We start from the raw sequence: 14,149 nt of genomic DNA, 5'->3' as shown, positions 1-14,149 counted from the left end.
CAAACAAAGGGTGCGGCTGGGGTGCCGAACCTGGGGACAACGGCCATCTCTGGGGGTAGTACACCTCAAATGCCAAGCAGCCCAGCCGCACCCCTTATTGGGATCCGCACCCTTTGTAGGGCCCTGTAAAGGGTGCGGATTCGAACAAAGGGTGCGGCTGGGTTGCCGTACCTTGGGGCGGTCAGCGGCCCGCGGAAACCGGTTCGGGGGCTTGATCCTGGTGTGCCGCGGCCGGGACCGCGCGGCGGACCGGGATGGTGGAGGCGATGATCGCGGCGAGGAGGGCGACGCCGGCGCCGATCCAGAGGCCCGTGCGGAAGCCGGACTCGGTGGGGATGGTGTGGCCGCCGAGGGAGGTGCTCATCTGGGCGAGAACCGCGCCTACCACCGCGGCCGAGACCGAGGTGCCGATGGAACGCATCAGGGTGTTGAAGCTGTTGGCGGAGGCCGTTTCCGACAGGGGGACCGCGCCCATGATCAGTGCGGGCATGGAACCGTAGGCCAGGCCGACACCGCCGTTGATCACGCACGCCGAGATCATCAGGCCCCACGTCGAACCCATGAGCAGCGTGGACACCGCGTACCCGAGGGCGATGACCACACCGCCGACGGCGAGGGTGACCTTCGGCGTTGTCGCCGCCGAGAGCCGCGCGCCCAGCGGGGAGACCGCCATCATCATGAAACCGCCGGGCAGCATCCACAGACCCATCGCCAGCATGGTCTGCCCCAGGCCGTAACCCGTCGCGGTCGGCAGTTGCAACAGCTGCGGCAGGATCAGCGAGGCCGCGTACATGCCGAAACCCGTTGTGAGCGAGGCGGCATTGGTCAACAGCACCTGCGGCCGCGCCGTCACGCGCAGATCGACCAGCGGATCGGAACTCCGCAGCTCCCACCAGCCCCACAACCCGAGCACCACGACCGTCGCGACGAACAGGCCGATGATCGTCCCGCTCCCCCAGCCCCAGGCCGCACCCTTCGACACCGCCAGCAACAGGCACACCAGCCCGACACCGAGCCCCACCGCGCCCAGCGGATCGAACTTCCCCTTCGCGACCGGAACCGTCTTCGGCACAACGAAATACAGCGCGACGGCCACGGCGACGGCCAGCGCGGTCGTCCCCCAGAACAGCACCCGCCAGTTCGCGTGCTGCGCGACCGCCGCCGAGATCGGCAGCCCGAGCGCACCCCCGATACCCATGGACGCGCTCAGCAACGCGATCGAGGACCCGAGCCGCTCGGTCGGGATCACATCGCGCAGGGCGCTGATGCCCAACGGCACGATGCCCATTCCCATGCCCTGCAACAACCGCCCGATGATCATCGGCAGCAGCGACCCCGACAGCGCGCACACCACCGAACCCGCGATGAGCGGAATCGCCGAGATCAGCAACATCCGCCGCTTGCCGTACAGATCGCCCAGCCGCCCGGCCACCGGCGTGGTGACCGCGCCCGCGAGCAGCGTCGCCGTGATGATCCACGAGGCGTTGTCGGCGGAGGTGTGCAGCAGTTGCGGCAGATCACCGATCAGCGGCACCACCAATGTCTGTGTGATCGCCGCGGTGATACCAGCCAATGCCAGCACGCCGACGATCCCTCTCCCCGCCTGTGGCGCGGGTGCGGCCCTGTCCACACGAATCTCCCTGCTCGTCGAAGTCACATCCGGCCCTGCCCGACGTCGGGCACACCACCGTCCTGGTGCTCGATCGGAAGCCGGATATGTGTACAGTACACATAATGTGCATGATGCACATAGCTGGAGTGACGCACATCGCATGTGGTTCACTCGAACGGCAGCGACGCGCGAGCCGAAAGGACGGCATGGACAAGCCAACTCATCTGGTCGAGTTCGAGACCATGCTGCTCGGTCGCTACAGCATCCACCAGCGCTACCGCAGCGACGGCACCCGCCTCGAGCGCAGCGCCTACATCCTGCTGAGCCGCCTGGCGATGGAGGGCCCCATGTCCATCGGCCAGCTCAGCGAGGCGTTCGGCCTGGACGCGTCCACCCTCAATCGCCAGACCGCGGCGCTGCTCCGCGCCGAACTCGTCGAACGCATTCCCGACCCGGACGGCGGGATGGCCCGCAAATTCCGCATCACCCCCACCGGCGAGCACCGCCTGGAGACCGAGCGCGCCGCGAATATCGAAGGGCTGCAACGGGTTATGGCCGACTGGCCCCCCGACGACGTCGCGGCCTTCGCGAACTACCTCAAACGCCTCAACACCGACATCGAACGCTTCGGCGGCCAGCCCTGGCCCCGCCCCTGACGAAGGTTCCCATGGCCACGCTTCGCCGCGAGATCACGATATCCGCACCGCCGCAGCATGTTTGGTCCGTCATCGCCGATATCGGCGCGGTCCACCACCGCCTGCTGCCCGGCCGGGTCACCGACACCCGGATCGACGGCGAGTACCGTTTCCTCACCTTTCCCGACGGGCACGTGATCCGCGAACTGATCGTCACCGTCGACCACACCCTGCGCCGCTTCGTCTACGCGGTCGTCGAGGGCTCCCGCCCGCCGCTCACGCATCACCACGCGGCGTTCGAGGTCCACCCGAAAGACGATGGCACCCAACTGATATGGACCACCGACCTGCTCCCCGACACCCACGCCCCCGAGGTCGGCATCCGCATGGACCACGGCCTGGCGGAGATGAAGCGAACCCTCGAGTCCCAACCCCAGCCGCACCCTTTATTCCGATCCGCACCCCCTTCAGGGCTCTGAAAGGGGTGCGGATTCGAATAAAGGGTGCGGCTGGGTTGCCGGGCCGGGGGGTTAGGCGAGGGGGCCTCGGGCGGATTCGTAGGCGGCGCCTACGCGGTAGAGGCGGTCGTCGGCCAGGGCGGGGGCCATGATCTGGAGGCCGACGGGGAGGCCGTCGTCGGCGCTGAGGCCCGAGGGGACCGACATGCCGCAATAGCCCGCGAGATTGGTGGGCAGGGTGCACAGGTCGGAGAGGTACATCGCCAGCGGGTCGTCGACCTTCTCACCGAGTTTCCAGGCGGTGAACGGGCTGGTCGGGGAGACCAGGACGTCGACCTGTTCGTACGCCTTGTCGAAGTCCTGGGCGATGAGCGTGCGGACCTTGAGGGCCTGGCCGTAGTAGGCGTCGTAGTAACCCGCCGACAGGGCGTAGGTGCCGATCATGATGCGGCGCTTGACCTCCGGGCCGAAACCGGCCGCTCGGGTGGCGGCCATGACCTGTTCGGCGCTGTGCGAGCCGTCGTCGCCGACGCGCAGGCCGTAGCGCATGGCGTCGAAGCGGGCCAGGTTGGAGGACACCTCGCTGGGCAGGATCAGATAGTAGGCGGGCAGCGCGAATTCGAAGTGCGGGCACGACACCTCGATGACGTCCGCGCCGAGATCCTTCAGCACGGCCACGGCCGCGTCGAAGGAGGCGATCACGCCGGACTGGTAGCTGTCGGAGTGGAGTTCCTTCACCACACCGACCTTCACGCCCGTCAGATCGCCGCGCGCGCCCTGGCGGGCCGCCTCGACCACCGGTGCGATCTCGACATCACGCGAGGTCGAGTCGCGCGGGTCGTATCCGGCGATGACCTCGTGCAGCAGCGCGGTGTCGAGCACCGTGCGGCCGCAGGGGCCGCCCTGATCCAGCGAGGACGCGCAGGCGACCAGGCCGTAGCGGGAGACCGTGCCGTAGGTCGGCTTGGTGCCGACGGTGCCGGTCATGGCGGCGGGCTGGCGGATCGAGCCGCCGGTGTCGGTGCCGATGGCCAGCGGGGCCTGGTACGAGGCCAGCGCGGCCGAGGAACCGCCGCCCGATCCGCCCGGAATGCGTTGGGTATCCCAGGGATTCAGCGTGGGGCCGTAGGCGGAGTTCTCCGTCGACGAGCCCATGGCGAACTCGTCCATATTGGTCTTGCCGAGGATCGGGATGCCGGCCGCGCGCAGCTTGGCGGTCACCGTCGCGTCGTAGGGCGGGACCCAGCCCTCGAGGATCTTCGACGCGCACGTGGTCGGCATGTCGGTGGTGGTGAAAACGTCCTTGAGCGCCAAGGGAACTCCGGCCAGCGGCGAGGCGACCGTCCCCGCGGCGATGGCCTTGTCGACCTCGGCCGCCGCCGCGCGGGCCCGCTCCCCCGCCACATGCAGGAAGGCGTGCAGCTCCCCGTCGACCTCCGCGATGCGGGCCAGATGCGCCTCGGTGACCTCCACCGAGGAGACCTCACGCGCGTGGATCTTCTCCGCCAACTCGGCAGCGGAAAGCTTCGTCAACTCGCTCATGCTGCATCTTCTCCCGAATGAGTGGGGGCCTGCGTGGTTACGCTCCGCTGCCGCCTCCGGCCCTGACCACTCATTCGGCCTCCCCCAGGATCTGCGGAACCATGAAGCGCTGATCCTCCACCGCGGGCGCGCCCGAGAGCGCCTGGTCGGGCGTCAGGCAGTCGGCGACCTCGTCGGGGCGGGTCACGTTGGTGGTCGGATTCGGCGAGGCGGTGGCCGGGACGTCGGCGGCGACCTCCGAGATGACCCGCACGTGGCTGAGGATCGAATCCAGCTGCCCCGCGTAACGGTCGAGTTCTTCCTCGGTCAGGGCGAGCCGGGACAACCGGGCGAGGTGAGCGACCTCGTCGCGGGAGATGGCGGGCACCGCGGGAACCCCTTTCGGCAGGATGGCGAGACCGGCTAAGCCTATCCCGGCGGAGAGAGCGCCGGGACCAGAGGGGGTTGGGAGCGCCGGGACCAGAGGGAGACGGAAGCGCCCGAACCAGAGGGGGTGGGAGCGCCGGAACCAGAGGGGGTTGGGAACACCGAAACCAGAGGGAGACGGAAGCGCGGGGACCAGAGGGAGACGGGAACGGGACCAAAGGGGGGACCAGAGACGGACGAGGAACAGGGACAGGGCGTTGTCCGCTTCGTTCCACTGGCACGACACCGCCCATTCATCCGACAATGGCCAGTGGTTGTCGAGGGTGTAAGTATTGCGGGACTCGGGTATCCGACCCAGAGTCTCGGTCGCACGGAAAGAAAGGAAGGCACGTGTCATTTCTGCTTCGCGTGCAACTTCCGGATCGCCCAGGAAGTCTCGGTTCACTGGCTCTCGCGCTGGGCTCCGTCGGCGCCGACATCCTCTCGCTGGATGTGGTCGAACGTGGCGCCGGATTCGCGATCGACGACCTGGTGGTCGAGGTCCCGTCGGGGGCGCTGCCGGATACGCTGATCACGGCGGCCGAATCGCTCACCGATGTGCGGGTGGATTCGCTGCGGCCCTACTCCGGCATCCTCGACACCCATCGTGAGCTGGAGTTGATCGATCAGGTGGCGAGCGCGCGCGACGACCGATTACAGGTGCTGGTCGACGGCGTCCCCCGGGTGTTGCGCGTCGGCTGGAGCACCATCATCGATATCGGCCCGCAGGGCGCCTACCGCGTGGTCGGCAGCCCGAGCGCGCCTGTGACACAAGCGGGTTCGCCCCCGTGGATGCCGCTGGAGAAGCCCTCGGCCCTGGATCCGGAGGCCGACTGGGTGCCGCAGATCTGGAAGGACATGGACACCAAGCTGGCCGCCGCCCCGCTGGGCAACACCGGCAAGGTGCTGCTGCTGGGCCGTCCGGGCGGCCCGGAGTTCCGGCCCTCGGAGATCGCCCGGCTGGGTTATCTCGCGGGCATCGTCGCGACCGTGCTCATCTGAGCGGGAGCCGCAACACCGTCATCATCGGGCTGCCCGGCCGCGCGGCCCAATCCCGTTCCGGCACAGGGACGAAGCCCAGCCGGTCGTAGATCCGCCGCGCGTCGACCATCGGCGGCATGGTGGTCAGCACGACGGCGTCGAAGCCCTCGGCGCGGCCGATCTCGATCACCTTGCGCACCAAGGCCGTTCCCACCCCGAGGCCGCGGGCGTCCTTGTCGACGGCCAGCATCCGGAACTCGAGTTCGCCGGGCCGGGCGAGGGGCGCGTACGGATTGCCCGGCCGCGCGACCGTCAGTGAGCCCAGGACGCGACCGTCCCGCACGGCGACCAGGATCTCCGCCGCGCGGGCTCGGGTCTCGGTGTCGGAAAGCTCTGTCACATAAGGACTTTCGGGATCGATGTAGCCCTCGCCCACGTAGACGTCGAGGGTGAGGGCACCGATGTCCGGATACTCGCTCTCCCGTGCGGGACGGATCTCCACGCTCACCCCACGGCCTCCGGACCACCCTCCAGCAGCGCCCGGAAACCGTCCTCGTCGAGGATCGGCACGCCCAGCTCCTCCGCCTTGGCGGCCTTGGAGCCGGGCGCGTCCCCGATGACGACGTACGCGGTCTTCTTCGACACCGACCCCGCCGCCTTGCCGCCGCGCACGAGAATGGCCTCCTTCGCCTCGTCGCGCGAAAAGCCTTGCAGCGAACCGGTTACCACGATCGACAACCCCTCCAGATTGCGCGGAATGGACGCGTCCCGCTCGTCCACCATGCGGACCCCGGCAGCCGCCCACTTGTCGACGATGGCGCGATGCCAGTCCACGTCGAACCATTCGACCACCGCCGCCGCGATGGTCGGGCCGACGCCGTCGACGGCGGCCAGCTCCTCGACCGAGGCCGCGCGAATCCGTTCCATCGCACCGAATTCGGCGGCCAGGGCGCGCGCGGCGGTCGGGCCGACGTGCCGGATGGACAGCGCGACGAGCACCCGCCACAGCGGGCGGTCCTTGGCGGCGGCGAGGTTGTCGAGTAATCGGCGGCCGTTGGCGGACAGGCTGCCGTTCTTGTTGACGAACAACGTGGTGGTGAGCAGCTTGTCCTCGGTGAGGTCGAACAGATCGCCCTCGTCGTGGATGACGCCCGACTTCAGCAGATCGATCGCCGCCTCGTACCCGAGCGCCTCGATATCGAAGGCGCCGCGCCCGGCCACGTGGAATACGCGCTCCCGCAACTGCGCCGGGCAGTTGCGCTGATTCGGGCAGCGGATGTCGGCGTCGCCCTCCTTCTCGAACGCCAGCGCGGTGTGACATTCGGGGCAGCGGGTGGGCATGACGAATTCGCGTTCGGTGCCGTCGCGGACGTCGACAACCGGGCCGAGCACCTCGGGAATGACGTCGCCGGCCTTGCGGATGGTCACCGTGTCGCCGATCAGCACGCCTTTGCGCTGCACCTCGGAGGCGTTGTGCAGGGTGGCCATGGCGACCGTCGAACCCGCGACCGTCACCGGGGCCATCACCGCGAAGGGGGTGACCCGGCCGGTGCGCCCGACATTGACCTGGATGTCGAGCAGTTTGGTGGTCGCCTCCTCGGGCGGGTACTTGTAGGCGATGGCCCAGCGCGGGGCGCGCGAGGTGGACCCGAGGCGGCGTTGCAGCGAGAACTCGTCGACCTTGACGACCTGGCCGTCGATCTCGTGCTCGATGTCGTGGCGGTGCTCGCCCCAGTAGCGGACCCGTTCGAGCACCGCGTCGATGCCCTGCACGCGCACGGTGTGGTCGGAGACCGGCAGACCCCACGCCGCGAGCGCGCGATACGCCTCGTACTGGGAGGCGGGGGTGAAGCCCTCCATGCGGCCGAAACCGTGACAGATCATGCGCAGCCGCCGCCGCGCGGTGACGGCCGGATCCTTCTGCCGCAGCGATCCGGCGGCGGTGTTGCGCGGATTGGCGTAGGGCGCTTTGCCGTCCGCGACGATGGCGGCGTTGAGGTTCTCGAAGTCCTCGAGCCGGAAGTAGACCTCGCCGCGCACCTCGAGCAGTTTGGGGATGGGGAATTCGTCGTTGGGGGTGAGCCGTTCGGGGACGTCATCGATGCCGCGGGCGTTGAGGGTGACGTCCTCGCCGGTGCGGCCGTCGCCGCGGGTGGCCGCGCGCAGCAGCCGCCCGTTTTCGTAGACGAGGTTGAGCGCGACGCCGTCGATCTTGACCTCGCACACGTAGTGCAGGTCGGGGCCCGTCTCGGCCTCGATGCGGCTCGCCCAGACCCGCATCTCGTCCTCGCTGAACACGTTGTCCAGGGAGAGCATTCGCTCGAGATGGTCGACCGGTGCGAATTCGGTCGCGAAACCGCCGCCGACCTGCTGGGTCGGCGAATCGGGTGTGCGCAGGTCGGGGTGTTGCTCCTCGAGGGCCAGCAGCCGCTGGAACAGCGTGTCGAACTCGCCGTCGGAGATGATCGGCGCGTCGCGCACGTAGTAGCGGAACTGGTGCTCGCGCACCTCCTCCGCGAGACGCTGCCATTCCGCTCGCTCGTCGGCCGTCGCGGCCTCCATCTCGATCCCGGGTTCGCTCACGAAGGGCACATTAGCCGAGCCCACCGACAACCCCGAGACCCAATTGCGCACGTCGCCCGGGTTTCGGACCGTCGGGTACGCGAGCACGGGACGGGAACACCGGCCCCCGCCGCGCGGTTGGATCGGGCATGGAATTGGATGCCGCGCTCGATTTCGCTCGCGCCCACCGGGGTTCGGTGCTGACCACGATCCGGAAGAACGGCCGCCCACAGCTGTCGAATGTGACGCACTGGGTCGCCGACGACGGGCTGATCCGGATCTCGATCACCGCCGACCGGGCCAAGTACGCGAATCTGCGTCGCGAACCGTGGGCCGCGCTGCACGTCACCCGACCCGACTTCTGGGCCTACGCGGTGATCGAGGGCGATGTGGAGCTGTCCCCGGTCGCCGCGAGCCCCGACGACGCGACGGTGGAGGAACTGGTCGGCTACTACCGCACCCTCAGCGGCGAACACCCCGATTGGGACGACTACCGCCGCGCCATGGTCGCCGACCGCCGTGTCATGGCCCGCATCCACCCAACCCGCGCCTACGGCATGCTGAATCCGCCGTCCTAGCAGGGTTTTCACACGGCGAGCAGCGACGGGCCGAGGGCTGGGACCTAGCAAGGGCTTCCACACCGCCAGCGGCACCGGGCCGGGAGCGGGAGCCTAGCAAGGGCTTTCACACCGCCAGCGGCGGCGCGCCAGGAGCGGGGACCTAGCAAGGGCTTTCACACCCCGAGCGGCGGCGCGCCAGGAGCGGGTCCCCGCAAAGGCTTCCACACCCCGAGCGGCGGCGCGCCAGGAGCGGGGTTCCAGCAGCGGTTTTCACACCGCCAAGGGCGGTGGGCCGGGGGTGGGGCGGAGGGGTGGGTCGTAGGCTTGCCATGCCTCGGCGAGGCGGCGGGCGGCCTCGCGCAGCGTGTGCGGGGCGGCGACGAAGCTGATGCGGATGTGGTCGGCGTGGCCGCCGGAGGGGTCGAGGCCGCAGCCGGGGAGGATGGCCACGCCGTGTCGCAGGGCGCGTTGGGCGAACGAAGTGCCGTCGCCGTGTGGCAGCCGGATCCACAGGGTCTGGCCGCCGGTCACCCGGGGCACGTCCCATTCCGGTAGGCGGGCCGCCAACTCGGTCACCAGGAGGTCGTGAGAGTCCTTGCGGTCCCGCGTGATTCGCTCGCGCAGGCGGTCCAGATCGGGCAGGAGCGCGGCGGCGGCCAGTTGGGCGGGGATGTTGCCGCCGAGGTCGTGCACCGCCCGCAGGCGTGACAGCCGGGCGATGAGCGCGGCGGGCGCTCGGATCCAGCCGATCCGCAGCCCGCCCCACAGGATCTTGCTGAGCGAGCCGATCGAGACGACCTCGTCGCCGAAGGCGGCCAGCGGCGCTGGGGGCGAATCGGTTCCGGGGAAGGTCAACTCGGCCAGCACCTCGTCGTCGAGCAGCGGCACCCCGGCGCGGGCGGCGGATTCCACCAGCGCTCGCCGGGCCAGCGGCGGAAGGACCGCGCCGGTCGGATTGTGATGGGTCGCCACCACATAGGCCAGCGCCGCGCCCGAGATCGCGCCGAGTCCGATCGGCCGGGCCACCGGAATCGCGGCCGCGTCCCGAAACGCCTCCAGCGCACCGGGATACGTGGGCGTCTCCACCAGCACCCGGTCCCCCGGCCGCAGCAGCGCGCGGGCCAGCAGCGACAGCGCGTGCTGCCCGCCGCCGGTCACGAGGATCCGCTCCGGTCCGGTGGGCACGCCGCGCGCCCGGTAGCGTTCGGCGATCGCGGTGCGCAGCAAGGGAATTCCGCTGGGGTGGTAGCCGATGTCGCCGTCGAGTTCGGCCAGTCGCGGCAGCGCCGCGCGATAGGCGTCGGCGACCTCCGGCGGTGGCGCCTGCGGGGCGGCGCACGCGAGCGCGATCACATCGGCGTCGGGTTCGAGCAGGTGCAGGAAGGCCGGGGACCGCGTGGTCGCGGGCCGGGCGACGACCGGCGACCCGGCGACCCGCGTGCCGCTGCCCTGCCGCCGGACCACCCGGCCCTCCGCGCTGAGCAGGTCGTAGGCCGCGACCACCGTGCCGCGCCCCACGGCCAGCGCCGCGGCCAGGGCCCGATCCGGCGGGAGCGGGGTGTCCGGAGCGAGTTCGCCGTCCTCGATGAGCGCCCGCATCCGGCCCGCGAGCAGCAGATACAGCGGGCCGCGCCCGGCCGACCAACGCCCGAGGCGGTCGGCGAGTTCGATTGGTTCCATCTCCGGACCAATTGTGCCCGATTGGCTCTGGGCTCGCGGGCGGCGGGGCTCGAGGATGGAGGTCATGAGCACGATCTCCATTCCCGATGTCATCGCCGAACTGCCCGGCCCGTGGCAGCCGCGCGAGCTGGCGGTGGCCAACGACGCGGTGGTCCGCCTCGCCCGGCTGCACGGCGAATTCCCCTGGCATCACCACGACGAGGACGAGCTGTTCCTGTGCTGGGACGGCACGTTCCGGCTGGAACTGCGCGGCCGGGACGCGGTCACGCTGCGACGCGGCGAGCTGTTCGTGGTGCCACGCGGGCTCGAGCATCGCCCGGTCGCCGACGAACCCGCGCACGCGCTGATGATCGAGCGACCGGAGACCGAGCAGTACGGCAACTGACGGCCGGATGCGGCCCTCCGGCGCGGGCGCGGCAGGATGGCACGGGTGCTGCGCAGTTTTCAGGTGACCAACCACAGATCGCTGGCCGAGCCGCAGGAGTTGCGGCTGACCGGATCTCGGCCCGGGGCGCTGCCCGCCCCCGTGACGGCGGTGCACGGGACCGCGGCCAGCGGGAAGTCGAGTCTGATCGACGCGCTGGACCACATGCGCGACGCGGTCCTGAACTCGGTCACGGGCTGGGATCCCTACGCCGGTCCGGTGCGCGCGCCGCATCTCGGATTCGCCTCCCGCCCTTCGGAATTCGCGGCGACATTCGTGGCCGAGGGGGTGCCCTACAGCTACGGGTTCCGGCTCGACCACGCGGAGGTGACGGCGGAGTGGCTGCACAGCCATCCGCACAACCGCAAGCGCGTGGTGTTCGAGCGGGAGGGCGATCAGGTGCGCGTCGGCCCGATGTTCGAGCCGGTGCGCTACGGCGTCGGGGCGCTGGCGCCGCTGGTGCGGCCGAACGCGTTGCTGCTCAGCCTGTCCGGGCAGTTGTACGCCGAGGCGCTCGTCCCGGCCTACCGCTGGTTCGCGGACGGGCTGGAAGTCGTTGCCGGGCAGCAGGATTCGACCGCCATCGCGCACCGGCTCGGCGGTCACCTGTCCCGGTCGGCCGAGCACGCCGCGCGGCTGCTGCTGTTGCTGCGCTCGGCCGAGCTGGGCATCGTGGATCTGCTGGTCGCCGCGGACGATCCGCTGTACGCCGACCATCTGCGCGAGGTGGACGGCGAGATCGCCACGCTGACCAAGGAACTCGACTCGGCGGCGACCGCGTCCGGCCCCACCCCGATCGAACTCGAACGGGAGCTGACCAATCTGCGCACCGCCCGCGACACCCTCTACACCCGCATGGTGGCCCGGCGCGGCGTCGGCCTGGGCCTGGTGCACGAGGGCGTCGACGCGGCCTTCGACATCGCCGACGAATCCACCGCCACCCTCGCCCTGCTGCGGCTGCTCCCGCCGATCCTGGACGCCCTGGACACCGGCCGCGTGCTGGCCGTCGACGATATCGACGCCCACCTCACCGGCGACACGGCCGACCGGCTGATCCAGCTGTTCCAGAATCCGGAGACCAATTCCCGGGGCGCGCAACTGATCTTCACCACGCGGCAGCGCGATCTCGTGGATCGCGGCAACGGGCGTTCGCAGACGCGGCGGGCGGCCGTGTGGCAGGTGCGGCGGGCGGGCGCGGGCAGCGTGCTGACGGCCCGCTAGTCAGCGAGCGCGCAGCCAGTCCGCGAAGGTGAGCAGTTTCGGGAACCGGCGGCGCAGGGCCGGGATGTCGGCGCGGAACCCCGCGGTCGCGATCCACGCGTACATCTTCGCGAACTCCTCGGGCAGGACGGACGGTTGTTCGAGACGGGTGGGGATCCGGTCGGATTCGGCTAGCGCGGCGACGATGCGGTGCACCGGAAGTTCGTCCCCGGCGAGTTCGATTGCGGCGCCCAGGAATTCGTCAGGGTGGGCGAACACCTCGGCGGCGACGCGGCCGATGTCGTCGGCCGCGACCATCTGGAGTTCGGTGCGGGGCGGCAGGGCGACCGCGGCCACCCGCGTGCCGTCGCGATCCTCGAGCAGATACGGCCAGTTGTCCATGAAGAACACCGGGCGCAGGATCGTGGCGGGGATACCGAGGGCCCGGATGTGCGCCTCGATCTCGGCCTTGGTCTCGAAATGGATTACCCCGGAACGACGTTCGGCCCCGCCGACGGAACTGTAGACGAGCTGGGCGACGCCCGCGGCGGCGGCCGCGTCGGCGACGGCGCGACCCCGGCGCACCTCGGTCTCGGGGTCCGGCGCGGCCATATCGGAGGGTTGGACGCTGAACACGCCGCGACAGCCGCGGGCCGCCGCGCGCAGCGACGCCGGATCGTCGAGATCGCCCGCGACCGGGTGCGCGCCGAGCGCGGCCAGTCCCCGGGCCGATCCGGGATCGCGGACCAGCGCCCGCACCGGGAATCCGGCGGCGAGCAGCGCGCGAGCGACCGCGCCGCCCTGCGTGCCCGTCGCGCCGGTAACCAGGATCGTGTTCCTCATGCCAATTCCTTTCGGGCGCGCGGCTTTTCGGGGAGCTGGCCCGCGACGATCGCCGCGAGCGCGAGCGCGAATCCGGCGAGCTGCGTCGGACCGAGCGTCTGATCCAGCAGCGCCGCACCGAGACTCGCGGCGACCAGCGGGGAGAGCAGCGCGAGCACCGCGACCGAGGTGACCGGCAGCGTGCCGAGGCCCCGGAACCACACCACGTAGGCGATCAATCCGCCGACCAGGCCGAGCCAGAGGTACCCCAGCGCCGCGCGGCCGTCGATCGCGGGCGGCGCGCCCTCGACGAGCGCGGTCAACGGCAGCAGGAACACCCCGGCGGCCACGAGCTGCCAGCTCGCGAAGGTGACGGGTCCGGCCTCGTTCGGTCGCCCCCAGCGTTTGGTGAGGGTCAGGCCCAGGGCCATGGACGCCGCGCTGCCCAGCCCCGCCGCGACGCCGATCGGGTCGGCCGCCGCCGCGGGTCCGATGACCACCAGGCCGACGCCGAGCACTCCGACCGCGCCCCAGGCGAATCGGCGGATCGAGGGCGTCTCGTGCAGGATCGGCACGGTCAGCACCGCGACGATGAGCGGCTGCACCGCGGTCAGCGTCGCCGCGACGCCGCCGGGCAGGCGTTCGGCCGCGACGAACAGCAGGGCGTTGAGCAGGCCGATGTTCAGCACGCCGAGCACCGCGACCTTGGCCCACCACACCCCGCGCGGCAGCGTGCGGGTGACGGCGAGGGTGATCAGGCCCGCGGGCAGGGCGCGCAACAGGGCGGCGAACAGCGGATGGCCGGGCGGGAGCAGTTCGGTGGTGACGATGTAGGTGGTGCCCCACGACAGCGGGGCGAGCGCGGTGAGCGCGGTGCGGGACAGCGTCGAGACGGGAGCGCCGCGGGCGGCTCCGGGCGAATTACGTTGGGCGATGGAGGTTTTCACTCCAGCAGTGTCACCCGGGGCGATTCATGAGTCCAACACATGTTTGTCACCGCTTCGATCGTGATTCACGATTGATCGGTGGAACTCCAGCAGCTGCGCTACGTCCTCGCCGTCGCCGAGACCGACAGCTTCACCCGGGCGGCCGAACGCTGCCTCGTCGTGCAGTCGGCGCTGAGCCACCAGATCGCCCGGCTGGAACGGGAATTGGGCGCGCGGCTGTTCGACCGCACCAGCCGCCGGGTCCGGTTGACGCCCGCGGGCGCGGCCTTCCTCCCGGCGGCCCGGCAGTGCCTCGAGGCCGCCGAGCGGGCCGCCGCCGAG

At 70.5% G+C, this 14,149-nt stretch carries 15 protein-coding genes; 7 read left to right on the top strand and 8 right to left on the bottom strand.

Annotated elements, in window-relative coordinates:
• Positions 1–181: 181 nt before the first annotated feature.
• Positions 182–1,630, bottom strand: a complete 1,449-nt coding sequence (locus ACWDSJ_RS36515) for an MFS transporter (RefSeq protein WP_450037375.1) — start codon at positions 1,628–1,630, stop codon at positions 182–184.
• Between the two features lie 188 nt (positions 1,631–1,818).
• Here ACWDSJ_RS36515 and ACWDSJ_RS36510 point away from each other — a divergent pair, with 188 nt between their 5' ends.
• The gene (locus ACWDSJ_RS36510; protein WP_450037374.1) at positions 1,819–2,268 is read left to right on the top strand and encodes a MarR family winged helix-turn-helix transcriptional regulator; all 450 of its coding nucleotides are present in this window, start codon (positions 1,819–1,821) and stop codon (positions 2,266–2,268) included.
• Between the two features lie 11 nt (positions 2,269–2,279).
• Positions 2,280–2,726: an SRPBCC family protein gene (locus ACWDSJ_RS36505; RefSeq protein ID WP_450037372.1), complete on the top strand. Its 447-nt coding sequence runs from the start codon at positions 2,280–2,282 to the stop codon at positions 2,724–2,726.
• A gap of 51 nt (positions 2,727–2,777) precedes the next feature.
• Here the strand turns inward: ACWDSJ_RS36505 and gatA are convergent, their stop codons facing one another.
• On the bottom strand, positions 2,778–4,247 hold the full coding sequence (gene gatA / locus ACWDSJ_RS36500; protein WP_450037370.1) for an Asp-tRNA(Asn)/Glu-tRNA(Gln) amidotransferase subunit GatA: 1,470 nt from the start codon (positions 4,245–4,247) through the stop codon (positions 2,778–2,780).
• A 70-nt stretch (positions 4,248–4,317) separates the two neighbouring features.
• A complete protein-coding gene (gatC, locus tag ACWDSJ_RS36495; RefSeq protein WP_387355704.1) occupies positions 4,318–4,614 on the bottom strand; it encodes an Asp-tRNA(Asn)/Glu-tRNA(Gln) amidotransferase subunit GatC in 297 nt (98 codons plus the stop codon).
• A 389-nt stretch (positions 4,615–5,003) separates the two neighbouring features.
• Here gatC and ACWDSJ_RS36490 point away from each other — a divergent pair, with 389 nt between their 5' ends.
• Positions 5,004–5,654 (top strand): ACT domain-containing protein, encoded by a 651-nt coding sequence (locus ACWDSJ_RS36490; protein ID WP_387355702.1) that lies wholly within the window; start codon positions 5,004–5,006, stop codon positions 5,652–5,654.
• On the opposite strand, the gene ACWDSJ_RS36485 is transcribed toward ACWDSJ_RS36490, so the two are convergent.
• Both ACWDSJ_RS36485 and ligA read right to left on the bottom strand, forming a co-directional pair.
• Positions 5,647–6,141 (bottom strand): GNAT family N-acetyltransferase, encoded by a 495-nt coding sequence (locus ACWDSJ_RS36485; protein ID WP_450037368.1) that lies wholly within the window; start codon positions 6,139–6,141, stop codon positions 5,647–5,649. The genes ACWDSJ_RS36490 and ACWDSJ_RS36485 overlap by 8 nt on opposite strands.
• A complete protein-coding gene (ligA, locus tag ACWDSJ_RS36480; RefSeq protein WP_450037399.1) occupies positions 6,138–8,195 on the bottom strand; it encodes an NAD-dependent DNA ligase LigA in 2,058 nt (685 codons plus the stop codon). Before ligA ends, ACWDSJ_RS36485 begins: the two co-directional genes overlap by 4 nt.
• A gap of 149 nt (positions 8,196–8,344) precedes the next feature.
• Between ligA and ACWDSJ_RS36475 the strand changes: the two genes are divergently transcribed.
• Positions 8,345–8,773 (top strand): PPOX class F420-dependent oxidoreductase, encoded by a 429-nt coding sequence (locus tag ACWDSJ_RS36475; RefSeq protein WP_450037366.1) that lies wholly within the window; start codon positions 8,345–8,347, stop codon positions 8,771–8,773.
• A gap of 252 nt (positions 8,774–9,025) precedes the next feature.
• Here ACWDSJ_RS36475 and ACWDSJ_RS36470 read toward each other — a convergent pair whose 3' ends face one another.
• Complete coding sequence (locus tag ACWDSJ_RS36470) at positions 9,026–10,435, bottom strand: aminotransferase-like domain-containing protein (protein WP_450037365.1); 1,410 nt, start codon at positions 10,433–10,435, stop codon at positions 9,026–9,028.
• 64 nt (positions 10,436–10,499) lie between these two features.
• Here ACWDSJ_RS36470 and ACWDSJ_RS36465 point away from each other — a divergent pair, with 64 nt between their 5' ends.
• Together ACWDSJ_RS36465 and ACWDSJ_RS36460 are read left to right on the top strand one after the other, a co-directional pair.
• On the top strand, positions 10,500–10,820 hold the full coding sequence (locus ACWDSJ_RS36465; RefSeq protein ID WP_450037364.1) for a cupin domain-containing protein: 321 nt from the start codon (positions 10,500–10,502) through the stop codon (positions 10,818–10,820).
• Between the two features lie 63 nt (positions 10,821–10,883).
• Positions 10,884–12,080, top strand: coding sequence for an AAA family ATPase (locus ACWDSJ_RS36460; protein ID WP_450037363.1), 1,197 nt, complete (start codon positions 10,884–10,886; stop codon positions 12,078–12,080).
• Here the strand turns inward: ACWDSJ_RS36460 and ACWDSJ_RS36455 are convergent, their stop codons facing one another.
• Complete coding sequence (locus tag ACWDSJ_RS36455) at positions 12,081–12,902, bottom strand: NmrA/HSCARG family protein (RefSeq protein WP_450037361.1); 822 nt, start codon at positions 12,900–12,902, stop codon at positions 12,081–12,083. It abuts the gene before it with no gap.
• Positions 12,899–13,828, bottom strand: a complete 930-nt coding sequence (locus tag ACWDSJ_RS36450) for an EamA family transporter (protein WP_450037360.1) — start codon at positions 13,826–13,828, stop codon at positions 12,899–12,901. Before ACWDSJ_RS36450 ends, ACWDSJ_RS36455 begins: the two co-directional genes overlap by 4 nt.
• 78 nt (positions 13,829–13,906) lie before the next feature.
• On the opposite strand from ACWDSJ_RS36450, the gene ACWDSJ_RS36445 reads away from it, so the two are divergent.
• A partial coding sequence (locus tag ACWDSJ_RS36445; protein WP_450037359.1) for a LysR family transcriptional regulator occupies positions 13,907–14,149 on the top strand: 243 nt, incomplete at its 3' end.

It is taken from the genome of Nocardia sp. NPDC003482, from assembly GCF_053588115.1.
This window is presented reverse-complemented; position numbering and strand designations above follow the sequence as displayed.